This window comes from Pseudomonas azerbaijanoccidentalis (assembly GCF_019145495.1).
Lineage (GTDB): Bacteria > Pseudomonadota > Gammaproteobacteria > Pseudomonadales > Pseudomonadaceae > Aquipseudomonas > Aquipseudomonas azerbaijanoccidentalis.
Window position 1 is genome coordinate 214,314 of the sequence record NZ_JAHSTU010000010.1, and the last position, 24,405, is coordinate 238,718.

A 24,405-nucleotide genomic window follows, 5' to 3' on the forward strand; every position below is an offset into this window, starting at 1 on the left:
GGTAGCTCCTACAGGGAGTTGTGTCGCATCTGAAATACCGGATCCTCCATGAAACTCTCCCTCCTCGCCTTGACGCTAACCCTTCTGCCGTCCGGCCCACTGCTGGCCGACACCTTTGAACGCGACCAGGCCCTTAAGCTGCCCGACGTGCTGATCAGCGCCAATCGCCAGGTCGAAGCGCGCAATGACAGCAGCGCTGCCAACACCGTGTTCACCCGCGAAGACATCGACCGCCTGCAACCCGACAGCGTCACTGATTTACTGCGTCGCGTGCCGGGGGTGCAAATCGCGCAAACCGGCGGGCGCGGCAGTCTGCCGGGGGTTTACATCCGCGGCACACAGTCGGCACAAAGCCTGGTGCTGGTGGACGGCCAACGCATTGGCAACTCGACCTCCGGCGACAGCAATCTGCAACACATCAACATCGAACAGGTCGAGCGCGTGGAAGTACTGCGCGGCTCCCGCTCGGTGATTTACGGCAGCGACGCGATCGGCGGAGTGATCCAGATCTTCACTCGACGTGGCAGCGAGCCGGGGTTGCGCCCGCAGGTGCATGTTGGCTTCGGCAGCAACCAGACATGGGAGCGCAGCCTCAATTTGGCTGGCGGCGATGAGCAGACCCGCTTCAATCTCGCGCCAGCCTCGATGAAACCGCCGGCATCGATCGCACTCATGCATCGTATCCCAGCGACGGTGATCACGACGCGTACCGCAACAAATCATTCAGCCTGAGCCTCAGCCACGCCCTGAGCGATGACATCGAAATCGGCGCCAACGTGCTGGATAACCGCGGTAAAAGTGAATACGACAATCCGTTCGGCCGCTTCGACCTGAATACCTTCGAGTCAGTGCAAGAACAGCCCTACAACGAATTCGATGTAAGCAGCGTCAGCAGCTACGTCGACGCGCGAGTCAATGATGTGTGGAAAACCCGCATCGAATTCGGCCACAGCGAAAACCGCGAGAAAACCTTCGACAAGCTCAGCGATGAACGCAGCGTTTTCAACACCTACCGCGACTCGCTGAACTGGCAGAACGACCTGACTCTCAACGAACGCAACAGCCTGATTCTCGGCGGTGACTGGTACGAAGACCGGGTCAACAGCAGCACCGCGTTTGACGAAGACAGCCGCTGGAACCGTGCGGCGTTTATCCAGCACCGTTTTCAGGCCGACACCTTTTCCACCGAGCTTGGCCTGCGTCGTGACCAGAACCAGCAGTTCGGCGGGCAGAACAGCTGGAGCGGTACCATCACCGTGCCTCTGAACCCGAACAACGATGTGCTGCTGACCTACAGCGAAGGCTTCCGCGCACCGACCTTCAACGACCTGTATTACCCGGATTTCAGCAACCCTGACCTGAAGCCGGAAACCTCGAAAAGCTATGAACTGCAGTGGCGCAGCCAACTCACCGACAGCAGTCGGCTGGAAGCGTCGCTGTACCGCACAGACCTCGAAGACGCGATCATTTTCGGCAGCAACTCGCGCCCGGAAAACGTTGCGTCGGCGCGGATCAACGGCTTCGAAGCTGCGCTGAAGCAGGAACTGTTCGGCTGGCAGAGCAACCTCGGTGTGGCGATCATCGACCCACGGGACCGCGAAACCGGCCACACCCTGGCCCGTCGCGCCCGCCGCACGCTAAGCCTGGACCTCGACCGCCAGTTCGACCGGCTGGGCCTTGGCGCCAGTTGGCAAGCGGTCAGCAGCAGTTATGACGACCTTAACAATCAACAGCCGTTAGGGGGTTATGCGTTGCTGGGGTTGCGCAGCAGTTGGGCGCTCAACCGCGAGATCAAGCTTGAGCTGAAGGTCGATAACCTGCTGGACAAGGGTTACAGCCGAGCGCTGTACAGCCATGAAGGCAGTCAGTATGGGTATCGCGAAGAAGGTCGGGCGTGGATGTTTGGGGTGACGTGGACGCCGCAAGCCCAATGAAATCACCCGTAGGAGCTGCCGAAGGCTGCGATCCTTTGATCTTGATTTTCGGCGTCGTCGGACCGGTCAAAAGCAAGGTCAAAAGATCGCAGCCTTCGGCAGCGCCTTCAGAAGAAGCGTTTGCAGTCTCAGCGCTCGGGCGCAATCAACTGGCAAAGCTTGGCCGTCGCCTCGACCATTTGCCCACTCGGTCGCTCAAGGCCCTTGTCCGTCACTAAACGCAATTGCTGTTGCTTCACCGCCGCTACCTGCGGCCAGGCTTTCCACGCATCGAGCTGCGCCTGATCACTGGCCAGAATGACCTCGGGATTACGCTGTAACACGCCTTCCACGCTGACCTGCGGTGCCGGCAACTTCAGATCGGCGAACACGTTTTTGGCTCCGCAAACCTCCAGCGCGTCACTGATGATTTGCTCGCCGCCCACGGTGTATAGCGGTTTATCCCAGACTTGGTAGAACACGCTCAAAGGTGTATCCCGCCGATAGCGCTGACGCAGTTCAGCCAGTCGACGGCGTAAATCCGAGGCCAATGAAACACCCCGCTCCGGCCGACCCAACTGCGCGGCAATCCCCTCGATCTGTGTGGTGAGCTGTTCGAAATTGTGCGGTTCGGCGACGTAGGTCGGGATGTTCAAGCGCTTGAGTTGTTCACGCTGGGCCGGGCCGACGCTGCCGGGCCAGAGCAGCAGCAAATCGGGCTGCAGGCTGAGCAATCGCTCCATGTCCAACTGACCGTAGCGCCCAACGGAAGGCAAGCTGACAAGTTCGGCCGGGCGCTCTCCAGCATCCAGCACGCCTACCAGCAGATCGGCCGAACCCAATTCGACAACGATTTCAGTCAGAGAAGGTGCGAGGCTGACCACTCGCTCGACGGCGGTTGCCGAGCCTACGAAGGCCAACAGCAAACCCGCCAGCCACGCCGCGCGCATCAACCGAGTTGACGCGGAATACGGTAGAGATAGAACAGCACGGTGGTCGACAGCGCCAGCAACATCAGCGGCACCGCTTCGAGGCCGACGAACACGGCCAGCGCACCAATCCACGCCGGCAGGCCGGCGGCGAGAAATGCCGTGCGGCGCTTGGCTGCCAGGCTGATCCACGCGGCGGGTTCTTCAGGGGTATCGAGGGCTTTCTGGGTGGCGATCAACGCGTGTTTGTAACCGCCGAAAAACTTCAGGCTGACAAACATCGAGGCGACCCCGGCAATGAACAACGGCATCGCCAGCACCGGCAAGATAGCTTCGGTCTGGCCGAACACACCGTTGATCACGAACAGCGGCAACAAGGCCAGCGCCAGGTATTGCCACCAGCTGACGGACAGTCGCCGCCGCACCTGACCGCGGGTCACGCCCGGTCTACCTCGCCCTGATGTTCATTGCCCATCATGTGGTCGAGTTTGCTGGCCTTGGTAGCCAGGTAGAGTTTGTTGTGCGGGTTGTGGCCGGTGTGCAGCGGCACGCGCTCGGCAACCACAATGCCCATGTCGGTCATGGCTTTGACCTTGCGAGGGTTGTTGGTCATCAGGCGCAGAGACTTGACGCCCAGGTGCTCCAGCATCGGCAGGCACATGGCGTAGTCACGCTGGTCGGCAGCAAAGCCCAGGCGTTCGTTGGCTTCAACGGTGTCGGCACCGCCGTCCTGCAATTCGTAGGCGCGGATTTTGTTCAGCAGGCCAATGCCACGGCCTTCCTGACGCAAGTACAGCAACACGCCACGGCCTTCACGGGCGATGGCTTGCAGCGCGGCCTCAAGTTGCGAACCGCAGTCGCAACGCTGGCTGAACAAGGCGTCGCCAGTCAGGCATTCGGAGTGCAACCGGCCGAGTACCGGGGCACCGTCGGCGATCTCACCCAGGCTCAGCACAACGTGCTCGCGGCCCGTAGCTTCGTCGAGAAAGCCGTGCATGGTGAATTGCGCAAAAGGCGTTGGCAGCTTGGAAGCGGCGACAAAAACGACAGGCACCGGTGTGCTCCTGATCTATAGAGACTGAAAATTCGCAGGCCGGCATTGTAACAGCAGCTTCCGACGGGCGCTTAGGCTGAATTATCGGCGATAACTATCAAAAAGTTTGATATCAGGCGGCCCAACGCCAGTCTGCACTGTACTGGTAGCAGCTGGCGAAGCCTGCGTTCGGCGGCGCAGCAGTCGTAAATACTGACGAATCGGTCAACCTGATGCTCCACAGCGCATGGATTTACGACGACTACGTCGCCAAACGCAGGCTTCGCCAGCGGCTACAAAGTCCGGCTTCATTCCATGTCAAACGGATACGGCTGCTTCCAGCGTTCGAAAATCGGCTTGAGCTCGCCGCTTTTCACCAACACCTCCATTCGCTGGTCGAACAACGCCATCAGCGTGCGGGCTTTGTCGGTCTTGGCGAAACACAGATACAGCGGCAGTTCGGCAATATGCGTGCGGCGCAACTGCGATGGATCTTTGGCCCGATTGAGGACGTCATCGACTTCAGTCAGTGCGTCGATGTAAAAATCGGCACGATTTTGAGTCAGCATCGAGACAATGCCCGTACGCCGCAGCACTTCGTTATAACGGCGAACATTGGGCAAGTAATCCTGGTAGTCGTAGCCGCGTACCCACGCCAGTCGATAGTTACCCAGGGTTTCCAGGGTCGGCACCGGACTGCTGGCCAGCCCCAGGGCATAGATGTGATCGGTGTCGAAATTCCAGCGTGGATACAGCAGCGATTGCGATTCATCACGATAGGAGCCGACACAGGCGTCGATTTCACCGCGCTCGGCCAGGCCCATCGAGCGCACGTAAGGTTCGGTGCGGATGTCGAGCTTGACGCCTGCGGGCTCAAAGACCTTGCGCAGCACGTCCCAGCCGAGGCCGTGGCCGTCGGCGGCGGTGTAGTCTTCCCAATCTTCGCTGGCCAAATGAATCACCGATGGCGCCGTCCCGGCCTCACCCGCCTGGACGAATGAGCAAAACAAGGCGAACACCATCACCATCAACCCGCGCCGAGCCATCCCTAGTTCTCCCACTTAACCCCTTAGGCGAAAATCCACACCAGTCCCTGCATCGCCAGCCAGGCAAAGACCCCGGCCAATACATCATCGAGCATGATCCCGACACCACCGTGCACGTGCCGGTCGATCCAACGAATCGGCCACGGCTTGAGAATATCGAAGAAGCGGAACACCAAGAACCCTGCCAACAGCCACTGCCATCCTTCGGGCACCAGCCACAGGGTTATCCACATCCCGACCATTTCGTCCCAGACGATGCCTTCATGGTCGTGCACACGCAAATCATCGGCCACTTTGCCGCACAGCCAGAAGCCGAACAGCATGGTGATGCCCAGCATCAACCAATACCCCCAGTCGGGCAACATCTGCCACAACGGAATAAAGGGTAGCGCAACTAACGACCCCCACGTGCCCGGAGCCTTTGGCAAGGTGCCCGAGCCGAAGCCGAACGCCAGGAAATGCCACGGATTGCGCCAGACCGACGGCGGTACGAATTCCGCCGGGACCTGTTTGGGATGATCTGTCACGGTGACTCCCGAAAATGTTGGTAACCCCGGGTTTGCGGGGTGATGTCTTGTCCATCGGCATTGAGCAGCATCACGCCCTGCCCGTTCACGACTCGGCCAATCACATGGATTGGCCAGCCATCGGCCAGCAGCGCTGGTAGCTCGACGGACGGTAAAGTGAACGCCAGCACGTAATCGTCGCCACCGCTCAGCGCCGCACTTTGCGCATCCGAAGGGCCAAGGAATGCCACCAGCGCTGGCGACAGCGGCAGCAGGTCGCGCTCAACCAGCAGGCCGACTTTTGACGCGAGGGCGATATGGCCGCAATCCGCGAGCAGGCCATCGGAAATGTCCATCGCCGACGTGGCTTTGCCACGCAGTGCCTGGCCCAGCCCAAGCTGAGGTTGCGGCGACCAGTAGTGCGCGAGCAACGGGTCGGCGATGGACGCAGGTGCCGTTCGCTGACCGAGCACCAGCGGCAACGCACCCGCCGCATTACCCAACTCGCCACCGACACACAGCAGGTCGCCCGACTGCGCACCGCTGCGGGTCAACGCCTGGCCGGACGGCACACGGCCGAACACGGTCATGGTCAGGCTCAACGGACCGCGCGTGGTGTCGCCGCCCACCAGCGCGACGCCGCAGCTTTGCGCCATCTGGTTCAAACCACGGGCATAGGCTTGCAGCCAATCGGCGGTCACCGTCGGCAAGGTCAGGGCAAGGGTGAAGGCGACCGGAGTGGCGCCCATGGCGGCCAGATCGCTGACCGCAACGGCCAGCGAACGCTGACCGAGCAGAAACGGATCGCAGGGGTCGGCAAAATGCACACCGGCCACCAGCGTATCGGTAGAAACCGCCAACTGTTCCCCCTGGGGAACAGCCAGCAAGGCGCAGTCATCGCCAATCCCGAGGGCAACGCCTTCGCCGCCCTGCGCACAAGGCGCGGCGGCGAAAAAGTTGCGGATCAGCTCAAACTCACCCATCGCAGATCCAAGCGCTAATTAGCGCTTGAACGCCTTCACTTCAGCTTCACGCAGACGCGGGGCCAGCTTGTCGAGCACACCGTTGACGAACTTGTGGCCGTCGGTGGAACCGAAGACCTTGGCCAGTTCGATACCTTCGTTGATCACAACGCGGTACGGCACGTCGACGCGCTTGAGCAGTTCCCAGGTCGACAGGCGCAGAACCGCCAGCTCAACCGGGTCCAGCTCTTCGATGGTCAAGTCCAGGCATGGCGTGAGTGCCGTGTCGATTTCGGTCTTGAACTGCGGAACCCCGTGCAGGATCTCGCGGAAGTAGGCGCCATCGACATCGGTGAAATCGTTATCGACCCGGAACTGCGCTTCGATCTCGTTCAGCGACTGCTTGGCCATGTGCCATTGGTACAACGCCTGGGTCGCGAGCTGACGGGCTTCGCGACGCTTGACGCTTTTCGATGGCTTGCCGGCATCCGCAGGCTTTGGATCGCGCGGGTTGAAACGATCGCTTTCGTCGCTAATCACTTGGCCTCCAACTGCGCCAGCAGGCTGACCATTTCCAGAGCGGACAAGGCAGCTTCAGCACCTTTGTTACCGGCCTTGGTGCCGGAACGTTCAATGGCTTGCTCGATGGAATCAACGGTCAGGACGCCGAAAGCGACCGGTACGCCGAACTCCATGGACACCTGGGCCAGGCCCTTGGTGCACTCGCCAGCCACATATTCGAAGTGCGGAGTACCGCCACGAATGACCGCGCCCAGGGCGATGATTGCTGCGAACTCGCCTTTCTGAGCGACTTTCTGCGCAACCAGCGGGATTTCGAAGGCGCCAGGTGCGCGGATGATGGTGATGTCGCTTTCGCTCACGCCGTGGCGAACCAGGGCATCAACTGCACCGCTGACCAGGCTTTCAACGACGAAGCTGTTGAAACGGCCCACTACCAAAGCGTAGCGGCCTTTAGGGGCGATGAAGGTACCTTCGATGGTCTTCAGGGTCATTCGTTAGATCTCTTAAAGAGCCGGGACGCGTCTCGTACGCGTCCCTCAGTGATATTTGAACCGCGAATTCAGGGCCGGCAACAACCGGTCATTATTCGGAGGGCACGTATTCTACAACTTCCAGATCGAAACCGGATATCGCATTAAATTTCATCGGCGCCGACATCAGGCGCATTTTACGTACGCCCAGGTCACGCAGGATCTGCGAACCGGCACCGACAATGCTGTAGGTGGTCGGTTTTTTCACGGCCGCGTGGTCGGCGGTTTCGCGGATGTGCGCCAGCAACACGTCGCCATCGAGCGGGTGACCGAGCAACAGCACCACGCCGCTGCCAGCCTCGGCAACCGCAGCCATCGCGGCGCGCAGGCTCCAGCGCCCCGGTTGCTTGACCATCAACAGGTCGCGCAGCGGGTCCATGTTGTGCACGCGAACCAAGGTCGGTTCTTCGGCGCAGACATTGCCCAGGGTCAGTGCCATGTGCACGTCGCCTTCCACGGAATCACGATAGGTCACCAGGTTGAATTGGCCCAGTTCGCTGTCCAGTGGCTGCTCGGCAATCCGCTGAACGGTACGTTCGTGGATCATCCGGTAGTGAATCAGGTCGGCGATGGTGCCGATCTTGATGTCGTGTTCAGCGGCAAACGCTTCCAGCTCGGCGCGACGGGACATGGTGCCGTCGTCGTTCATCACTTCGCAGATCACGCCGCTCGGCTCGAAACCGGCCATCCGCGCCAGGTCGCAGGCTGCTTCGGTGTGGCCGGCGCGAGCCAGCGTACCGCCGGCCTGGGCCATCAGCGGGAAAATGTGGCCCGGGCTGACGATGTCTTCGGCCTTGGCATCACGGGCGGCGGCAGCCTGCACGGTACGCGCACGGTCGGCCGCGGAGATGCCGGTGGTGACGCCGGTGGCCGCTTCGATCGAGACGGTGAACTTGGTGCCGAAACCGGAACCGTTGCGCGGCGCCATCAACGGCAGCTTGAGCAGCTCGCAGCGCTCGCGGCTCATCGGCATGCAGATCAGGCCACGGGCGTGCTTGGCCATGAAGTTGATGTGCTCGGGCTTGCAGCACTCGGCGGCCATGATCAGGTCGCCTTCGTTCTCGCGGTCTTCGTCATCCATGAGGATGACCATCTTGCCTTGGCGGATGTCTTCAACCAGTTCTTCGATGCTATTGAGCGCCACAAGGCACCCCCTTCAGTCAGGATTTGAGATAGCCGTTGGCGGCCAGAAAGCTTTCGGTGATGTTACCGGAGGTTGGCTCTGCGGCTTTGTCACCCAACAGCAGGCGCTCCAGGTAACGGGCCAGCAAGTCCACTTCCAGGTTCACCCGGCGACCCGGCTGATACGACGCCATGATGGTTTCGCTCAGGGTGTGCGGAATGATGGTCAACAGGAACTCGGCACCATCGACTGCGTTCACGGTCAGGCTGGTGCCGTCGACGGTGATCGAGCCTTTATGGGCGATGTACTTGGCCAGGTCTTTCGGTGCGCGGATACGGAATTCCACGGCACGCGCGTTCTCGGTACGGGCAACCACTTCGCCCACGCCGTCGACGTGACCGCTGACCAGATGCCCGCCGAGGCGAGTGGTCGGGGTCAGGGCTTTTTCCAGATTGACCGGGCTGCCGCTTTTCAAATCGTTCATGGCGGTGCAATCGAGGGTTTCGCGGCTGACGTCCGCCGCAAAGCCGTTGCCCGGCAATTCAACGGCGGTCAGGCACACGCCGTTCACCGCAATGCTGTCGCCCAGTTTGACGTCGCTCAGGTCGAGCTTGCCGGTTTCGACGTGAACCCGCACATCACCGCCCTTTGGGGTCAATGCACGAATACTGCCGATGGATTCGATGATGCCGGTAAACATGAGGTTCTCCTCGAGAACAAAGCCAGCGCTATAGCGATGGCCGGGAATTATACGCTGGCTGCTGGCGAAGGAATGGCAGTGACCCGCCAGTCATCGCCAACCGCGCGAATTTCGGTGATTTTAAGCTCGGGCGCATCCTTCATTTGCGCGAGCGGCCAATCCAGCAACGGCCGCGCCGAAGAGCCCATGAACTTGCCGGCGATGAAAATCTGGAACTCGTCCACCAGCCCGAGCTGGGCAAAGGCACCCGCCAGCCGCGGACCGGCCTCGACCAAGACTTCATTGACGTCGCGGTTGGCGAGTTCGACCAGCAACTGACGAAGATCAACCTGCCCATCGTAACCCGGCACGATCAGGCATTCCGGGCCGTTGGCGTATTGCTCTTCCACGGCCACACAGGTGGCGACCAGCGCCGGGCCAGCCTTGAAAAAAGGTGCATCCAGCGGCACCCGCAAGCGACCGTCGACCAGCACACGCAGCGGCGGACGGCTCATGGCCAGTGCCGTTTGCTCAGCATCCAGGCCGAGCTCATCGGCGCGGACGGTTAACCGGGCGTTGTCTGCCAGCACCGTATCGGCACCGGTCAGCACTACGCTGGCCTGGGCACGCAGGCGTTGTACCGCCGAACGTGCCGCCGGGCCGGTGATCCATTGGCTTTCGCCGCTTTCCATCGCCGTGCGCCCGTCCAGGCTCATCGCCAACTTGACCCGTACGAACGGCAAGCCGTGTTCCATGCGTTTGAGGAAGCCTTGATTGAGTTTGCGCGCTTCGCTTTCCAGCACGCCACTTTCAGTGGCAATGCCCGCTTGCTCCAGACGTTGCAGCCCACGACCGGCGACTTCCGGGTTCGGGTCCTGCATCGCCGCGACCACCCGCGCCACACCGGCATTCACCAGCGCATCGGCGCAGGGCGGCGTGCGGCCGTGGTGGCTGCAAGGTTCAAGCGTCACGTAGGCGGTGGCGCCACGCGCCTGCTCACCGGCCGCGCGCAGGGCGTGGACTTCAGCGTGAGGTTCACCGGCGCGCTCGTGCCAGCCTTCGCCGACAATTTGCCCGGCCTGCACGATGACGCAGCCAACCCGTGGATTGGGGTGCGTTGTGTAATGACCTTTGCGCGCCAGTTCCAGGGCGCGAGCCATGAAATGAGCGTCGAGGATGGCCTGCTCGGCAGATGTGCTCATTCTTTCACCGGCTCACGGGCCAGGCGATCGATCTCTTCGCGGAACTCGTTAAGGTCCTGGAAGCGGCGATACACCGAGGCGAAACGGATATAGGCGACTTCGTCGAGCTTTTGCAGCTCGGCCATCACCAGTTCGCCGACCACGAGGGACTTGACCTCGCGTTCGCCGGTGGCGCGCAGTTTATGTTTGATGTGCACCAGCGACGATTCGAGGCGTTCGACACTCACCGGGCGCTTTTCCAGCGCGCGCTGCATGCCGGCGCGGAGTTTTTCTTCGTCGAACGGCTGGCGACTGCCGTCGGTTTTGATCAGGCGCGGCAACACCAGTTCAGCCGTCTCGAACGTCGTGAAACGCTCGCCGCAGGCCAGGCATTCACGCCGGCGGCGCACCTGTTCGCCCTCGGCGACCAGACGCGAGTCGATGACCTTGGTGTCGTTGGCACCGCAGAAGGGACAGTGCATGGTGGCAGGCAACAAAAAAAGGGAGGGCCATGGTAGCGCATCCCGGTGGCAAGACAAGCCATAGGGTTTACGGTATACAGACGGGATGATCAATTGATCCATGGATTTCATCTTTCCGGAGCTGCCAATGCCGTTACGTCCGCTCGTTTTGCTCAGCCTTTTCAGCCTGTTGGTGGCTTGCAGCAGCGATGCACCCCAGCCCCAGCCGCCTACACCGGGCCCTGCGCCGCAACAGGCGCAGAAAAAAGCCAAGGAAGCCGCCGAACTCGGGCCGCTGCCGGCGTATCAGCGCGAATTGAGTGGCACCTTGCAAGGCGTGCCGGCCGGTGCTGAAGTCGAAATCGCGCTGCTGGTGATCGACGACAAAGACCGCCCCCAGCAATTGCTCGCCAGCTCCAGCCTGATCGGCAACAACCAGGTGCTGCCGTTCCACCTGCGTTTCAATCCGGAATCGTTCCCGGCCGGTGCTCGCGTTGAATTGCGTGGCCGCGCGAGTCAGTCCGGCCAGTTGATCCTGCACCTGCCGTCGCAAGTGATCAGCCAGCCGACGACCCAGGCGCTGGGCCAGTTGCAGTTCGTCAAAGCCCCATGAGTGCACCGCTCGACCTGCAACAGGCGTTGGGTGAGTTGCTGGGTGATGCTCAATTGGTCGCCTGTCATCTGCCGGGGACTGACCTGAAGTTGTGGCTGATCGACGGCGACAACATGGACCGTGCCTTCAGCCCCGAAGAAACCCGGCGCATCCTGCATGAGCCACCGTACTGGAGTTTCTGCTGGGCCAGCGGTTTGGCCGTGGCCCGCTACCTGGCTGAAAACCGGCATTGGGTCGAAGGCAAACGGATTCTGGATTTTGGCGCCGGCTCCGGCGTGGCAGGGATAGCGGCGGTGAAGGCCGGGGCACTGGAAGTGGTGGCCTGCGACCTCGACCCGCTGGCGATTGCCGCCTGTCGGGCGAATGCCGAACTCAATGACGTACAGCTCAATTACTCGACAGATTTTTTCGCCGAGGCTGATCGCTTCGATCTGATCCTGGTGGCGGACGTGTTGTACGACCGGGCGAACCTGCCGCTGCTCGACGCGTTTCTCAGTCGCGGCCGCGAAGCGCTGGTGGCGGATTCCCGCGTACGGGACTTTCGTCATCCGCTGTACAGGCGCATCGAAATGCTCGAAGCCATGACCCTGCCGGATCTGGCCGAGCCCGAAGAGTTTCGGCATGTGAGTCTGTATCACGCGCGTCGGGCTTGAAGTCGAAAAAGATCGCAGCCTTCTGCAGCTCCTACAGAGGAATACGGTTTAGCCGTAGGAGCTGCCGAAGGCTGCGATCTTTCGCGCCACACCTTATAGTGCATCTATTCACGCTTTTACGAGATCCATCATGAGTCAAGAAACGCCGTACATCTTCGATGCCACGACTGCCGATTTCGACCAGTCGGTGATCGAGAACTCTTTCCACAAACCGGTGCTGGTGGATTTCTGGGCCGAGTGGTGCGCGCCCTGCAAAGTGCTGATGCCGATGCTGCAAACCATCGCCGAGAGCTATCAGGGCGAGTTGCTGCTGGCCAAGGTCAACTGCGACATCGAGCAAGACATCGTCGCCCGCTTCGGTATTCGCAGCCTGCCGACCGTGGTGCTGTTCAAGGACGGCCAGCCGGTCGACGGCTTTGCTGGTGCGCAACCGGAATCGGCCGTTCGCGCCCTGCTCGAACCCCATGTGCAAATGCCGCCACCGGCCGCTGCCGATCCGTTCGAACAGGCTCAGGCATTGTTTGACGACAGCCGCTTTGCCGATGCCGAAGCGCAACTCAAAGTGATCCTGGGTGAAGACAACACCAACGCCAAAGCGCTGATTCTTTATGCGCGCTGCCTCACCGAGCGCGGTGAACTGGGCGACGCACAGGCCGTGCTCGATTCGGTCAAGAGCGATGAGCACAAGGCCGCCCTGGCCGGTGCCAAGGCGCAAATCAAGTTTCTTGGATTGGCCCGGGACCTGCCGGACGCTGCCGACCTGAAGGCACGGCTGGCGAAAGACCCGCAGGACGACGAAGCGGTTTATCAATTGGCGATTCAGCAATTGGCCCGCCAGCAGTACGACACGGCACTGGATGCTCTGCTCAAACTGTTTATCCGTAACCGCAGCTACAGCGAAGGCCTGCCGCACAAGACCTTGCTGCAAGTGTTCGAACTGCTGGGCAACGACCATCCGCTAGTGAGTACCTACCGCCGCAAGCTGTTTGCTGCTCTTTACTAAATAGATCAAAAGATCGCAGCCTTCGGCAGCTCCGACACAGGCTATGTATTCACCCTGTAGGAGCTGCCGCAGGCTGCGATCTTTTGCTGTTTACGCAATCCAGCGATAGATCGGCGTATCCCCACCGCTTTCCACTTTCACGTCCGGGCTATGGCGCAGCCGCACCAGCAGCCGCTTGCCCGCCGCCGCGCTACCGGTCAGGCCTTCCAGTTGATCCAGCAGATCTGGCCCGCTCAATTGCCCGGCCTTGCGCAGCAAATCCCTGGCGATCTGCCACAGCGAATCATCCTGGCTCACCGGTTTCGACGCTGGCGCACTGACTTCGCTCTTCTCTACCTGCAACTGCGCGCCGAGCCTGGCCCAGTCGGCGTCATCCATCTCCAGCGTCAAATCCACCGGCCAGTCACCGATGCTTCCGCGAATTCGCAACATAAGTCTGCTCCCGCACATTTCTTCGCTTGCATGCTCCCATGGGACTTGTGCAACGCCAAGCAGCCAGTCAAACTCTCCACACTTACGTTATAAGATTACATAACAAAATCTTCATTTAACCTTTCGGAGACTCGCCATGCGTCGTCTGTTGCTCGCTTTGCCGTTTGCCTTGTTGCCACTGGCTGTCGCCCACGCGGCTGACGAGCATGACCACGATCACGACCATGAACACGGCAGCCTTGGCGCCCATGAGCACGGTGTCGGGCGACTCAACGCGGCGCTGGATGGCCAGACCCTGGAGCTGGAACTGGAAAGCCCGGCGATGAACCTGGTGGGCTTCGAACACGCGGCGAACTCCGATGCCGACAAAGCCAAAGTCGCCGCCGTTCGTGCTCAGCTGGAGAAACCACTGGTGCTGTTCAACCTGCCCAAAGCCGCCGATTGCGTCGTGGAAAACCAGGAACTGGAAAGCCCGTTGTTCGGCGATGCGCCGGCAGCCGACGATGAAGACGCCAAGGACGAGCATCATCACGATCACAGCGAAATCCACGCCCACTACCAGTTCACCTGCGCCACTCCCGCGGCGCTGAAGACCCTGGACCTGGCCAACATTTTCAATACCTTCCCGGCAACCCAGAAAATTCAGGTACAACTGATCAGCCCGAACGGGCAGCAAGGGGTTGAAGTGACGGCCAAGGCTGCTGCGCTGAAATTCTGATCCACCTCAGATCCCTTGTAGGAGCTGCCGCAGGCTGCGATCTTTTGATCTTTCAGAAGCAGGATCAAAAGATCGCAGCCTGCAGCAGCCCCTACACAGGTCCTCATCATTTATGAAATCGGTTAAATGACCCAAGCACTCATCGAACTGTCCGACCTAAGCTTCAGTTGGCCCGGCCATCCGCCGCTGCTGGACATCCCTGCGTTTCGCCTGGAACCGGGTGAAACCCTGTTCCTCAAGGGCCCCAGCGGCAGCGGCAAGACCACCTTGTTGGGCCTGCTCGGCGGCGTGCAAAAACCTGATCGCGGCAGCATTCGCCTGCTCGGCCAGGAGCTGACCGAACTCTCGGCCGGTGCCCGCGATCACTTTCGCGTCGACCACACCGGCTACATCTTTCAGCAGTTCAATTTGCTGCCGTTTCTGTCGGTGCGCGAGAACGTCGAACTGCCCTGCCACTTCTCGAAACTGCGTGCAGCCCGGGCGAAACAGCGTCACGGCAGTGTTGATAAAGCCGCCGCCACCCTGCTCGCCCACTTGGGCCTCAAGGATGAAAACATCCTTGGTCGACGTGCCGATTCGCTGTCCATCGGCCAACAGCAACGGGTCGCCGCCGCACGCGCGTTGATCGGTCAGCCAGAGCTGGTGATCGCTGACGAACCGACCTCGGCCCTCGATTACGACGCTCGGGAAAACTTCATTCGCCTGCTGTTCGCCGAGTGCCGCGAAGCCGGGTCGAGCCTGTTGTTCGTCAGCCATGACCAGAGCCTGGCCCCGCTGTTCGATCGCAACCTGTCGCTGGCCGAACTCAATCGCGCCGCCACCCCGTCCGAGGTCTGAGATGTATTTGTTTCGTCTAGCCATGGCCAGCCTGGCTAACCGCCGCTTCACCGCGATCCTCACCGCGTTCGCCATCGCCCTGTCGGTGTGTCTGTTGCTGGCCGTGGAGCGGGTGCGCACCGAAGCCAAGGCCAGTTTCGCCAGCACCATCAGCGGCACCGACCTGATCGTCGGCGCGCGCTCAGGCTCGGTCAACCTGTTGTTGTACTCGGTGTTCCGCATCGGCAACGCCACCAACAATATCCGCTGGGACAGCTTCGAACACTTTGCCAACAACCCGAAAGTGAAGTGGGCGATCCCGATGTCCCTCGGCGATTCCCACCGCGGCTATCGGGTAATGGGCACGACCGAGGCTTACTTCGAGCATTACCAGTACGGGCGCCAGCAACACCTGGAAATTGCCGATGGCCGGGCCTTCGCCACCGATCCGTTCGAAGTGGTGCTCGGTGCCGAAGTCGCCGATGCGCTGCATTACAAGCTCGGCGACAAGCTGGTACTGGCCCACGGCGTGGCGGCGATCAGCCTGGTCAAGCACGACGACAAACCCTTCACCGTGGTTGGCATTCTCAAGCGCACCGGCACACCAGTGGACCGCACGCTGCACATCAGCCTCGGTGGCATGGAGGCGATTCACGTCGACTGGCACAACGGTGTGCCGGCCCGGGGCAACGGTCGAATCAGCGCCGATCAGGCACGCAACATGGACCTGACGCCGCAAGCCATCACCGCGTTCATGCTTGGCCTCAACAGCAAGATTTCGACTTTCGCCGTGCAACGCGAGATCAACGAATTCCGTGGCGAACCGATGTTGGCGATCCTGCCCGGAGTGGCGCTGCAAGAGCTGTGGAGCTTGATGAGCACCGCTGAAAAAGCTTTGTTCGTGGTCTCGTTGTTCGTGGTGCTGACCGGTTTGATTGGCATGCTCACAGCCATTCTCACCAGCCTCAACGAACGCCGCCGCGAGATGGCGATCCTGCGTTCGGTGGGCGCACGACCGTGGCATGTAGCGACATTGCTGGTGCTGGAAGCGTTTGCCCTGGCGCTGTCCGGCGTGATCGCCGGCGTGGCCTTGCTGTACGTGTGCATCGCCGCGGCCCAAGGTTACGTGCAAGCCAATTATGGGCTGTTTCTGCCGTTGGCCTGGCCAAGCGAATATGAATGGACGCTGCTCGGTGGCATTCTGATCGCCGCGCTGCTGATGGGCAGCGTGCCGGCCTGGCGCGCTTATCGCCAATCCTTGGCCGATGGCCTGTCGATCCGTTTATGAGGACTTTGAAAATGCCCCGCGCTGTCTTTGCGCTGTTGATGCTGGTCGCCCTGCCGCTATGGGCCGCCGAGCCGAAAGAGCTGACCTGGTCGGAAATGATTCCCCCGGACGCAGCGCCGGAAGTGCCGAACATGACGCCGCTGCACGACATGTCGAAGATGAGCGATGCACTGTCCGCCGAGTCGGCGCCAGCGGCCAAGCAGGACATGCCCAATGCCCCTGTGGTCAAAGCGCTCGATGGACAGAACATTCGCCTGCCGGGCTACATCGTGCCGCTGGAAGTGAGTGAAGACGGTCGCACCACGGACTTTTTGCTGGTGCCATATTTCGGCGCCTGCATCCACGTGCCGCCTCCGCCGTCGAACCAGATCGTGCATGTCAAAAGCGAGGTCGGCGTGAAGCTCGATGAGTTGTATCAGCCGTACTGGATCGAAGGGCCGATGCAGGTCAAACCGTCCACCAGCGAGTTGGCGGATGCGGGCTATCAGATGGAGGCGGACAAGATTTATGTGTATGAATTACCGGAGTGAATCCGGCCAGGATCAAAAGATCGCAGCCTTCGGCAGTTCCTACATTGACCGCGTGTTAACCCGATTCTGTAGGAGCGGCCGAAGGCTGCGATCTTTCAAGTCTATTGCGACTTCATTGAGCTGCGTCAAAAGACCGAATAGTTAGCCGGCTTACCATTGGACATCGAAAATTTTTAACGTCCTTTGGAGCCCCCATGAACAAGTCCTTGCTCGGTGCCTCGCTGGTTGCCCTCGCACTCGCAGCCCCGCTTGCCCACGCCCACGAGGCGGGCGACATCATCCTTCGTGCCGGCGCGATCACCGTTAACCCGAAAGCCGACAGCTCCAGCGTCAAGGTCGATCAAGGCCCTTTGAGCGGTGCGGACCTGGGTGGCAAGGCGACCATGAGCAGCGACACGCAACTGGGCCTCAACTTCGCCTACATGCTCACCAGCAACTGGGGTATCGAACTGCTCGCGGCCACGCCGTTCGAGCATGACGTGAAACTCAAGAACACTGCGTTGAGCGCTGCCAACGGCAAACTCGGTTCGCTCAAACACCTGCCGCCAACCTTGAGCGTGGTGTACTACCCACTCGACGGCAAGTCTGCTTTCCAACCGTATGTGGGCGCGGGCATCAACTACACCTGGATCTACGACGAGCACGTCGGCAGCGAAGCCAGTGCCGCCGGTTTCAGCAACTTCAAGGCGAAGAATTCCTGGGGCATGGCCTGGCAGGTTGGCGCCGACTACATGCTGACCGACAGCGTGATGATCAACGCCCAAGTGCGCTACATCGACATCGATACCCGCGCCACTGTTGAAAATGACGCCGTTGCACCGGGTACACGCGCACGGGTGAACGTGGACGTCGACCCGTTCATCTACATGGTCGGTCTGGGTTACAAGTTCTAAGGATTCACGTGGTGGTGAATGGGTCGTTCCACGCCCTGCACGGGAACGATCAGCAACAAAAAAGGCGCCTGTACAGGCGCCTTTTTCTATTGTCCCAGCAACCGCGCCAGGCCAACACTCATCGGTGTTTGCTCAGGTGCTTTGAAGCGCTCCAGCAATCGCCCGTTGTTCGCCCGTGAATGACGAATGTCACCGGAGCGTGCCGGGGCGTAACTCACGGGCGGCAACTCACCGACCACACTTTCAAGTGCCGCCAGCAATTGCTTGAGGCTGGTCGCCTGATTCCAGCCAACGTTGACCGCGCCGACGGCAGCCTGCGGTTGTTCGATGGCTTGCACCAGCAATTTGACCAGGTCTTCCACGTAGAGAAAATCGCGGGTTTGCTCACCGTCGCCAAACACGGTGATCGGCAAGCCTTTTTGCGCACGCTCGCTGAAAATACTGATCACCCCGGAGTACGGCGAGGACGGATCCTGGCGCGGGCCGAAGATATTGAAGAAGCGGAAAATCACCGGTTCCAGCGCATGCTCGCGTCGGTAGAAATCGAAGTAATGCTCGCTCGCCAACTTGTCCGATGCATACGGGGTCAACGGCGCCTTCGGCGTGTCTTCATCGATCGACTCGCCCTCGCCATTGTTGCCGTACACCGCCGCACTGGAGGCAAACACAACCCGTTTGACGCCTGCCTGACGCATGGCTTCGCAGACATTCAGCGAACCGATGAAATTGCTCTGGTGGGTCTTTACCGGATTGTCCACCGAGGCCTGCACCGACGCCACGGCGGCCAGGTGCGCCACGGCGCTGCAACCGGCCATCGCACGGGCGACCAACGCGGCGTCGGCAACGTCGCCAACGATCAGTTCGACCTTGGGATTATCCAGCGGCAAATTGCTGCGCTTGCCTGTGGACAAGTCATCGAGGATCCGCACCGAATGGCCCTTGGCAAGCAAGGCGTCGGTCAGGTGCGAACCAATGAAACCGGCACCGCCGGTGATCAGAACGGGGCTGTCAGCCATGGCGATAGAACCTGTCCAGTAGGCCGGGAAGTGCCGCACGCCAGGCGCGTGGCTTGATCCCGAAGGTGTGAAGGATTTTCTTGCAGGCCAGCACCGCGTGTTGCGGCTCTTCAGCGGCGTCCGGGCGCGCGGCGTGGGCCTGGGCGGTCGGTGCTTCGATAGCCAGCGGATGCAAGGCCCGCGCTTCGGTGAGAATCGCCTGCCCCAGCGCCAGCGGCGTAGTCGCTTCGTGCCCGGCGTAGTGGTAGGTGCCCCACAGCGGCGCGGCGCAGTCGAGTTGCTTGAGCACTGAAATAATCACCCGGGCCGCATCGTCCACCGGTGTCGGATTGCCTCGGCGGTCGTCGGCCAGTAACAACTCATCAGGCTGCTCGGCCCGGCCGAGGAAACGTCCAAGGCTGCCGTCAGGGCTGTCGTCGAGAAGCCAGCCAAAGCGCAGCAGCACGTGCTGCGGGCAGGTGGCGCGTACGCTTTGTTCGATTCGCCACAAAGCCTGACCACGCAGGCCCAGCGGCACCGGTTCGTCTTTTTCGCTGTAGGCGGTAGCACGCGAACCATCGAACACGCGATAGCTCGAAGGCTGTACCAGCACGATGTTGTGGTGCTGGCACAATTCGGCCAGGCGCTCGACCGCGCGCTCTTGCCCGGCCAGACGCTGTTCGCTGACCGCCTCCGCCTGGAACCAGTCGAAGTAGTAGGCGAGGTTGATCAACGCGTCCGGGCGGGTGTCGTCGAGCAGTTGCGTCAGGCTCGCGGCATCCCAGCCGTCTTGCGGTGGGCGGGGGGCGAGGAAACCGATGTCTTCCTCCGCACCGAGGCGAATCAGCGCCTGCCCAAGGGCATTTCCGCCGCCCAGTAACATAAGGCGCATTCGCATAGAGTCAGCAGGCCCAGTCTGATTGGAACGATGGCTTGATCGACACCGCTGGCAGGCGATGTCGTTGATAGTTGCCGGAATCGTTGCATTTTGCGGGTTTAGTGCGCAACCGTCACTTATAAACTACACCCTGCACCTGTAGCAGCTGTCGAAGGCGGCGTTCGAGCGCGAATCGGTCGCCTTCCGGTCTGCCCGATGTTGCAGACGACTCTGCGAGTCCTGATTTTACGCCTGCTGCGCAGGCGAACGCAGCCTTCGGCAGCTGCTACACGTCGGTGTACGGCTTGCAAACGGGTCGCCTTGGCCGCATAAATCACTGCATGAACCTGCCCATCTCCGCAGACAGTGCCCTGGACGGCTTCCACCCCGCCGTCAGTGCCTGGTTCAGCCACACGTTCCCCGCGGTCACCGCCGCTCAGGCCCGGGCGTGGCCGTTGATCCGCCGGCGGCGCTCGACCTTGATCGCCGCGCCCACCGGCTCCGGCAAAACCCTCACCGCGTTCCTCGCGGTGATCGACGACTTGGTGCATCGCGGCCTCGAAAGCGCCGACGGGCTGCCGAACGAAACCTTGGTGGTCTATGTCTCGCCGCTCAAGGCTTTGTCCAATGACATCCGCATCAACCTGCAAAATCCGCTGGCGGGCATCACTGAACAGCTGCGCCTGATGGGCCTGCCCGAACTGCAGATCACCACGGCAGTGCGCACCGGCGATACGCCGCAAAAAGACCGCGCGGCGATGCGCAAAACCGCGCCGCACATACTGGTCACCACCCCCGAGTCACTTTATGTGCTGCTCGGCTCCGACTCCGGCCGGCAAATGCTTGGCAGCACGCGCACGGTGATCGTCGACGAGATCCACGCCATGGCCGCCAGCAAACGCGGCAGTCACCTGGCCCTGAGCCTCGAACGCTTGCAGGCGCTGTGTGCCGAACCGCTGGTGCGCATCGGCCTGTCGGCCACGCAAAAACCCATCGACGCCGTCTCGCGCTTCCTCGTGGGCCGGGACCGCCCCTGTGAAATCGTAGACATCGGCCACGCCCGCCCACGGGATTTGGGCATCGAAGTGCCGCCCGTGCCGCTCTCGGCGGTGATGGCCAATGATGTCTGGGAGTTGGTCTACGACCGTCTCGCCGTCCTCGCCCGGGAACACCGCACCACACTGATTTTCGTCAACACCCGGCGCCTGGCCGAACGCCTGAGCCGGCACCTGAGCGAACGTTTGGGCAAGAACGCCGTGGCCGCCCACCACGGCAGCCTGGCCAAGGAGTTTCGCCTCGACGCCGAGCAGCGGCTCAAGCGCGGCGAGTTGCAAGTGCTGATCGCCACGGCGTCACTGGAGTTGGGCATCGACATTGGCGATGTCGATCTGGTGTGCCAGATCGCCTCGCCGCGTTCGATTTCCGGTTTTTTGCAACGCGTTGGCCGCTCCGGACACCAGGTGGGCGGCACGCCCAAGGGGCGTTTGTTCGCCACCACTCGCGACGACCTGATCGAATGCGCCGCATTGCTGGACTGCGTGCGCCGGGGCGAACTCGATACGTTATTGATCCCCGTGGCACCGCTGGACGTTCTGGCGCAACAGATCATCGCCGAAGTCAGCTGCCAGGAATGGCAGGAGCAGGCGTTGCTGGAGATGCTGCGGCGCGCCTCGCCCTACGCCGAACTCGACGACAAACACTATCAGGCACTGCTGCACATGCTTGCCGAAGGCTACAACGGCCGTCAGGGCATCCGCAGCGCTTACCTGCACCGCGACGCGGTGACTCGTAGCCTGCGCGGCCGACGTGGCGCAAAACTGACGGCCGTGACCAGCGGCGGCACCATCCCGGACAACGCCGACTACAGCGTGCTGCTCGAACCCCAAGGGCTGAACATCGGCAGCGTCAACGAAGACTTCGCCGTGGAAAGCATCGCCGGGGATGTCTTTCAGTTGGGCAACACCTCCTATCGAATCCTGCGCGTGGAAACTGGCAAGGTGCGGGTCGAAGATGCCCAGGGCCAGCCGCCGACCATTCCGTTCTGGCTCGGCGAGGCGCCGGGACGCAGTGCCGAATTGTCGGTGGCCGTGGCGCGCCTGCAAGCGCATCTCGATGAGTTGCTGAGTGCCACGCCGGGCAATTTGCAACCGAGTCTCGACTGGCTGACGAACACCCTTGGCCTGAACCTGGCCAGCGCTGAGCAATTGGTCGAATACCTCGCCCGGGCGCGCCAGACCCTCGGCGCCCTGCCGTCGCAAGATACGCTGCTGATGGAGCGCTTTTTCGACGAGTCCGGCGGCACGCAATTGATCATTCACAGCCCGTTCGGCAGCCGCATTAACCGCGCCTGGGGCCTGGCCCTGCGCAAACGTTTCTGCCGCACCTTCAACTTCGAACTGCAGGCCGCCGCCAGCGAAGATGCCATCGTCCTGTCGCTGTCCACCAGCCACAGCTTTGAACTGGACGACGTTTGGCGTTACCTGCACAGCAACAGCGCCGAGCACCTCCTGATTCAAGCGGTGCTCGATGCGCCGCTATTCGGCGTGCGCTGGCGCTGGAATGCCGGGGTCGCCCTGGGCCTGCCGCGCTACAGCGGCGGACGTAAAGTGGCGCCACAAATCCAGCGAATGAAAAGCGAAGACCTGATCGCCAGCGTGTTTCCCGACCAGATCGCCTGCGTGGAAAACCTCGCCGGCGAGCGGGAAATTCCCGACCATCCGCTGGTGGAACAAACCCTCGACGATTGCCTGCACGAAGCCATGGACTGCGAAGGCTGGCTGACATTGCTGCGGCGCATGGAAAGCGGCGACGTGCGCTTGATCAGCCGCGACTTACCGGCGCCCTCACCGCTGGCCGCGGAAATTCTCAGTGCCCGCCCCTATACCTTTCTCGACGATGCCCCTCTGGAGGAACGCCGCACACAAGCAGTGCTCAACCGACGCTGGAGCGATCCGCAATCTACCGACGACCTCGGCGCGCTGGATGCCGAGGCGATTGCCGCGGTGCGCGAAGAAGCCTGGCCGGCGCCCGGCAATGTCGATGAAATGCACGAGACATTGATGAGTCTGGCGTGCATCACCGACGCCGAGGCCCGCGCCAACCCGCACTGGCTTGAATGGCTGAAAAGCCTGGCCGACAACGGCCGCGCCTGCCAAATCAATCAAGCCCTGTGGCTGGCCCGGGAACGGCTGAGCTGCCTGCACGCCATTTATCCACAGGGCGAATGGCAACCGAATCTGCCAGCGCTGCCGGGTTTTGACGAGCCTTGGACAGTGGACGAAGCCGTGCTGGAAATGATTCGAGCCCGGCTCAGCGCTTTCGGTCCGTTGCCGCTGCAAGCGATTGCAGACCCGCTCGAATTACCGCCGACTCAAGTCGCCCAGGCCCTGGCGCAACTGGAGCACGAAGGCTACGTGCTGCGTGGTCGTTTTACCCCGGGCTGCCCAGTAGAAGAGTGGTGCGAACGGCATCTGCTGGCGCGGATTCACCGCTACACGGTCAAGCGTCTGCGACGGGAAATCGAGCCGGTGGCGTTGCAGGATTTCATGCGGTTCCTGTTCGACTGGCAGCATTTGTCCAGCGCTACCCGAGGCCAGGGCAATGCGGTGCTGCCGGCAATCATCGCGCAGTTCGAAGGCTACCCCGCCGCTGCATCCGCCTGGGACAGCGACATCCTGCCGGCCCGCATCAAGGACTATTCATCGACCTGGCTCGATGAGTTGTGCCGCAACGGCAAACTGGCGTGGACCCGACTCACGACGCACAACAAAACCGCCGGCACGGCCCTGCGTAGCACGCCGATCGTGTTGTTGCCGCGCAATCGGGTCGGGCTGTGGAGCGAGTTGACTGAGCAAACGCCGGTCAGCGAACTGTCACCGAAAACCCAAAAGGTTCACGCTGCACTCAGCCAGCACGGTGCACTGTTTTTCGATGAGCTGATTCACGAGGCTCATCTGCTGCGCTCGGAACTGGAAATCGCCCTGCAGGAATTGGTCGGCGCCGGGCTGGTAAACGCCGATAGCTTTGCCGGCCTTCGCGCGCTGATCACCCCGGCCAGCAAGCGCCAGAACCGTAGCAGCCGTCGCGGGCGCGGAGCGTTTGTCGGCGGCATGGATGACGCTGGGCGTTGGGCACTGCTGAGGCGCGCAAGTGCAGTGCCGGTTGTGGATAACCTGCGTCCTGCAGCGACACCGGCCGAGACCTTGGAACACATCGCCATGACCTTGTTGCGTCGCTACGGCGTGGTGTTCTGGCGAATGCTTGAGCGTGAGGCGGATTGGTTGCCGAGCTGGCGGGAATTGCTGCGAACGTTTCATCGTCTGGAAGCACGCGGGAAGATTCGCGGCGGGCGATTTGTCAGTGGGTTGGCGGGCGAGCAATTTGCGTTGCCTGAGGCGATTCCGCTGCTGCGCGAAGTTCGACGCCGGCCCCATGACGGGAGCTTGATTGCGGTGTGCGGGGTTGATCCGCTGAACCTGGCTGGCACGCTGTTGCCCGGCGCGAAAGTCCCGGCGCTGGCGAGTAACCGATTGGTGTATCGGGATGGGTTGCCGGTGGCGGCGGAGATGGCGGGTAAGCAGGTTTTTTGGGGGGAGCTGGAACAGTCGGTCAGTGCCGAGATCAGTCACAAGCTGATCCGGCATTGATGTTGTCTGGGCCGGCCCTATCGCGAGCAGGCTCGCCCCCACAGTAAATCCGTGGC

General features: G+C 61.5%; 24 protein-coding genes and 1 pseudogene. 10 read left to right on the forward strand and 15 right to left on the reverse strand.

The features are described 5' to 3' along the window. Nucleotides 1-48: 48 nt before the first annotated feature. Nucleotides 49-1,934: pseudogene (locus KVG88_RS26955) on the forward strand (TonB-dependent receptor domain-containing protein). A gap of 128 nt (nt 1,935-2,062) precedes the next feature. On the opposite strand, the gene KVG88_RS26960 reads toward KVG88_RS26955, so the two are convergent. The 12 genes from KVG88_RS26960 to nrdR form a co-directional block, all read right to left on the reverse strand. Beyond that, entirely contained in the window at nt 2,063-2,863 is an 801-nt protein-coding gene (locus KVG88_RS26960) for a cobalamin-binding protein (RefSeq protein WP_217873237.1), read from the reverse strand. Then, nucleotides 2,863-3,282: an MFS transporter gene (locus tag KVG88_RS26965; RefSeq protein ID WP_150701642.1), complete on the reverse strand. Its 420-nt coding sequence runs from the start codon at nt 3,280-3,282 to the stop codon at nt 2,863-2,865. Before KVG88_RS26965 ends, KVG88_RS26960 begins: the two co-directional genes overlap by 1 nt. After that, nucleotides 3,279-3,896, reverse strand: coding sequence for a GTP cyclohydrolase II (gene ribA / locus KVG88_RS26970; RefSeq protein WP_150701643.1), 618 nt, complete (start codon nt 3,894-3,896; stop codon nt 3,279-3,281). The genes KVG88_RS26965 and ribA overlap by 4 nt, the downstream gene beginning before the upstream one ends. Before the next feature lie 287 nt (nt 3,897-4,183). Continuing rightward, nucleotides 4,184-4,921 carry a substrate-binding periplasmic protein gene (locus tag KVG88_RS26975; RefSeq protein WP_217873238.1) on the reverse strand — a complete coding sequence of 246 codons (738 nt, stop codon included), beginning with the start codon at nt 4,919-4,921 and terminating at the stop codon, nt 4,184-4,186. Nucleotides 4,922-4,944: 23 nt separating this feature from the next. Next, on the reverse strand, nt 4,945-5,448 hold the full coding sequence (locus KVG88_RS26980) for a phosphatidylglycerophosphatase A family protein (RefSeq protein WP_075948646.1): 504 nt from the start codon (nt 5,446-5,448) through the stop codon (nt 4,945-4,947). Further along, complete coding sequence (thiL, locus tag KVG88_RS26985; RefSeq protein ID WP_217873239.1) at nt 5,445-6,410, reverse strand: thiamine-phosphate kinase; 966 nt, start codon at nt 6,408-6,410, stop codon at nt 5,445-5,447. The genes KVG88_RS26980 and thiL overlap by 4 nt, the downstream gene beginning before the upstream one ends. An 18-nt stretch (nt 6,411-6,428) precedes the next feature. Continuing rightward, the gene (gene nusB, locus KVG88_RS26990; RefSeq protein ID WP_008053839.1) at nt 6,429-6,929 is read right to left on the reverse strand and encodes a transcription antitermination factor NusB; all 501 of its coding nucleotides are present in this window, start codon (nt 6,927-6,929) and stop codon (nt 6,429-6,431) included. Then, complete coding sequence (gene ribH, locus KVG88_RS26995; protein ID WP_003228649.1) at nt 6,926-7,402, reverse strand: 6,7-dimethyl-8-ribityllumazine synthase; 477 nt, start codon at nt 7,400-7,402, stop codon at nt 6,926-6,928. Before ribH ends, nusB begins: the two co-directional genes overlap by 4 nt. A gap of 91 nt (nt 7,403-7,493) precedes the next feature. Continuing rightward, the gene (gene ribBA / locus KVG88_RS27000; protein ID WP_090325554.1) at nt 7,494-8,585 is read right to left on the reverse strand and encodes a bifunctional 3,4-dihydroxy-2-butanone-4-phosphate synthase/GTP cyclohydrolase II; all 1,092 of its coding nucleotides are present in this window, start codon (nt 8,583-8,585) and stop codon (nt 7,494-7,496) included. Nucleotides 8,586-8,601: 16 nt separating this feature from the next. Then, nucleotides 8,602-9,264: a riboflavin synthase gene (locus tag KVG88_RS27005; RefSeq protein ID WP_053162786.1), complete on the reverse strand. Its 663-nt coding sequence runs from the start codon at nt 9,262-9,264 to the stop codon at nt 8,602-8,604. Nucleotides 9,265-9,311: 47 nt separating this feature from the next. After that, nucleotides 9,312-10,445 carry a bifunctional diaminohydroxyphosphoribosylaminopyrimidine deaminase/5-amino-6-(5-phosphoribosylamino)uracil reductase RibD gene (gene ribD, locus KVG88_RS27010; RefSeq protein WP_150701646.1) on the reverse strand — a complete coding sequence of 378 codons (1,134 nt, stop codon included), beginning with the start codon at nt 10,443-10,445 and terminating at the stop codon, nt 9,312-9,314. After that, nucleotides 10,442-10,906, reverse strand: coding sequence for a transcriptional regulator NrdR (nrdR, locus tag KVG88_RS27015; RefSeq protein ID WP_003228656.1), 465 nt, complete (start codon nt 10,904-10,906; stop codon nt 10,442-10,444). Before nrdR ends, ribD begins: the two co-directional genes overlap by 4 nt. A 127-nt stretch (nt 10,907-11,033) precedes the next feature. Here nrdR and KVG88_RS27020 point away from each other — a divergent pair, with 127 nt between their 5' ends. From KVG88_RS27020 to trxA, 3 genes are all read left to right on the forward strand, one after another. Continuing rightward, nucleotides 11,034-11,498: a YbaY family lipoprotein gene (locus tag KVG88_RS27020; RefSeq protein WP_150701647.1), complete on the forward strand. Its 465-nt coding sequence runs from the start codon at nt 11,034-11,036 to the stop codon at nt 11,496-11,498. After that, a complete protein-coding gene (locus KVG88_RS27025) occupies nt 11,495-12,151 on the forward strand; it encodes a class I SAM-dependent methyltransferase (protein WP_217873240.1) in 657 nt (218 codons plus the stop codon). Before KVG88_RS27020 ends, KVG88_RS27025 begins: the two co-directional genes overlap by 4 nt. Nucleotides 12,152-12,281: 130 nt before the next feature. Continuing rightward, complete coding sequence (trxA, locus tag KVG88_RS27030; protein WP_217873241.1) at nt 12,282-13,154, forward strand: thioredoxin; 873 nt, start codon at nt 12,282-12,284, stop codon at nt 13,152-13,154. 90 nt (nt 13,155-13,244) lie between these two features. Here trxA and KVG88_RS27035 read toward each other — a convergent pair whose 3' ends face one another. Further along, nucleotides 13,245-13,586, reverse strand: coding sequence for a hypothetical protein (locus tag KVG88_RS27035; protein WP_150701650.1), 342 nt, complete (start codon nt 13,584-13,586; stop codon nt 13,245-13,247). A 136-nt stretch (nt 13,587-13,722) separates the two neighbouring features. Between KVG88_RS27035 and KVG88_RS27040 the strand changes: the two genes are divergently transcribed. The 5 genes from KVG88_RS27040 to KVG88_RS27060 all read left to right on the forward strand — a co-directional run bounded on the left by KVG88_RS27040 (nt 13,723) and on the right by KVG88_RS27060 (nt 17,831). Further along, a complete protein-coding gene (locus tag KVG88_RS27040) occupies nt 13,723-14,304 on the forward strand; it encodes a DUF2796 domain-containing protein (RefSeq protein WP_217873242.1) in 582 nt (193 codons plus the stop codon). A gap of 126 nt (nt 14,305-14,430) precedes the next feature. After that, complete coding sequence (locus KVG88_RS27045; protein WP_217873243.1) at nt 14,431-15,141, forward strand: ABC transporter ATP-binding protein; 711 nt, start codon at nt 14,431-14,433, stop codon at nt 15,139-15,141. Nucleotide 15,142: 1 nt separating this feature from the next. Further along, nucleotides 15,143-16,408 carry an ABC transporter permease gene (locus KVG88_RS27050; protein ID WP_217873244.1) on the forward strand — a complete coding sequence of 422 codons (1,266 nt, stop codon included), beginning with the start codon at nt 15,143-15,145 and terminating at the stop codon, nt 16,406-16,408. 11 nt (nt 16,409-16,419) lie between these two features. Continuing rightward, a complete protein-coding gene (locus KVG88_RS27055) occupies nt 16,420-16,938 on the forward strand; it encodes a DUF3299 domain-containing protein (RefSeq protein WP_150701654.1) in 519 nt (172 codons plus the stop codon). 194 nt (nt 16,939-17,132) lie between these two features. Beyond that, on the forward strand, nt 17,133-17,831 hold the full coding sequence (locus KVG88_RS27060; protein ID WP_150701655.1) for an OmpW/AlkL family protein: 699 nt from the start codon (nt 17,133-17,135) through the stop codon (nt 17,829-17,831). 86 nt (nt 17,832-17,917) lie between these two features. Here KVG88_RS27060 and KVG88_RS27065 read toward each other — a convergent pair whose 3' ends face one another. Further along, nucleotides 17,918-18,847, reverse strand: a complete 930-nt coding sequence (locus KVG88_RS27065; protein ID WP_150701656.1) for an NAD-dependent epimerase/dehydratase family protein — start codon at nt 18,845-18,847, stop codon at nt 17,918-17,920. Continuing rightward, complete coding sequence (locus tag KVG88_RS27070) at nt 18,840-19,724, reverse strand: sugar nucleotide-binding protein (protein ID WP_150701657.1); 885 nt, start codon at nt 19,722-19,724, stop codon at nt 18,840-18,842. Before KVG88_RS27070 ends, KVG88_RS27065 begins: the two co-directional genes overlap by 8 nt. A gap of 320 nt (nt 19,725-20,044) precedes the next feature. On the opposite strand from KVG88_RS27070, the gene KVG88_RS27075 reads away from it, so the two are divergent. Beyond that, nucleotides 20,045-24,349 (forward strand): DEAD/DEAH box helicase, encoded by a 4,305-nt coding sequence (locus tag KVG88_RS27075; RefSeq protein ID WP_217873245.1) that lies wholly within the window; start codon nt 20,045-20,047, stop codon nt 24,347-24,349. Nucleotides 24,350-24,405 lie beyond the last annotated feature (56 nt).

Excerpts from the sequence above, each read along its gene's own strand:
- KVG88_RS26960 (WP_217873237.1), bottom strand. The coding sequence starts at position 2,863 with ATGCGCGCGGCGTGGCTGGCGGGTTTGCTGTTGGCCTTCGTAGGCTCG.
- KVG88_RS27040 (WP_217873242.1), top strand. The coding sequence starts at position 13,723 with ATGCGTCGTCTGTTGCTCGCTTTGCCGTTTGCCTTGTTGCCACTGGCT.
- KVG88_RS27050 (WP_217873244.1), top strand. The coding sequence starts at position 15,143 with ATGTATTTGTTTCGTCTAGCCATGGCCAGCCTGGCTAACCGCCGCTTC.
- KVG88_RS27020 (WP_150701647.1), top strand. The coding sequence starts at position 11,034 with ATGCCGTTACGTCCGCTCGTTTTGCTCAGCCTTTTCAGCCTGTTGGTG.
- KVG88_RS27035 (WP_150701650.1), bottom strand. The coding sequence starts at position 13,586 with ATGTTGCGAATTCGCGGAAGCATCGGTGACTGGCCGGTGGATTTGACG.
- KVG88_RS27070 (WP_150701657.1), bottom strand. The coding sequence starts at position 19,724 with ATGCGAATGCGCCTTATGTTACTGGGCGGCGGAAATGCCCTTGGGCAG.
- KVG88_RS27060 (WP_150701655.1), top strand. The coding sequence starts at position 17,133 with ATGAACAAGTCCTTGCTCGGTGCCTCGCTGGTTGCCCTCGCACTCGCA.
- KVG88_RS27025 (WP_217873240.1), top strand. The coding sequence starts at position 11,495 with ATGAGTGCACCGCTCGACCTGCAACAGGCGTTGGGTGAGTTGCTGGGT.
- trxA (WP_217873241.1), top strand. The coding sequence starts at position 12,282 with ATGAGTCAAGAAACGCCGTACATCTTCGATGCCACGACTGCCGATTTC.
- nrdR (WP_003228656.1), bottom strand. The coding sequence starts at position 10,906 with ATGCACTGTCCCTTCTGCGGTGCCAACGACACCAAGGTCATCGACTCG.
- KVG88_RS27045 (WP_217873243.1), top strand. The coding sequence starts at position 14,431 with ATGACCCAAGCACTCATCGAACTGTCCGACCTAAGCTTCAGTTGGCCC.
- KVG88_RS27075 (WP_217873245.1), top strand. The coding sequence starts at position 20,045 with ATGAACCTGCCCATCTCCGCAGACAGTGCCCTGGACGGCTTCCACCCC.
- ribD (WP_150701646.1), bottom strand. The coding sequence starts at position 10,445 with ATGAGCACATCTGCCGAGCAGGCCATCCTCGACGCTCATTTCATGGCT.
- KVG88_RS27055 (WP_150701654.1), top strand. The coding sequence starts at position 16,420 with ATGCCCCGCGCTGTCTTTGCGCTGTTGATGCTGGTCGCCCTGCCGCTA.
- ribH (WP_003228649.1), bottom strand. The coding sequence starts at position 7,402 with ATGACCCTGAAGACCATCGAAGGTACCTTCATCGCCCCTAAAGGCCGC.
- thiL (WP_217873239.1), bottom strand. The coding sequence starts at position 6,410 with ATGGGTGAGTTTGAGCTGATCCGCAACTTTTTCGCCGCCGCGCCTTGT.
- KVG88_RS26975 (WP_217873238.1), bottom strand. The coding sequence starts at position 4,921 with ATGGCTCGGCGCGGGTTGATGGTGATGGTGTTCGCCTTGTTTTGCTCA.
- KVG88_RS27005 (WP_053162786.1), bottom strand. The coding sequence starts at position 9,264 with ATGTTTACCGGCATCATCGAATCCATCGGCAGTATTCGTGCATTGACC.
- KVG88_RS27065 (WP_150701656.1), bottom strand. The coding sequence starts at position 18,847 with ATGGCTGACAGCCCCGTTCTGATCACCGGCGGTGCCGGTTTCATTGGT.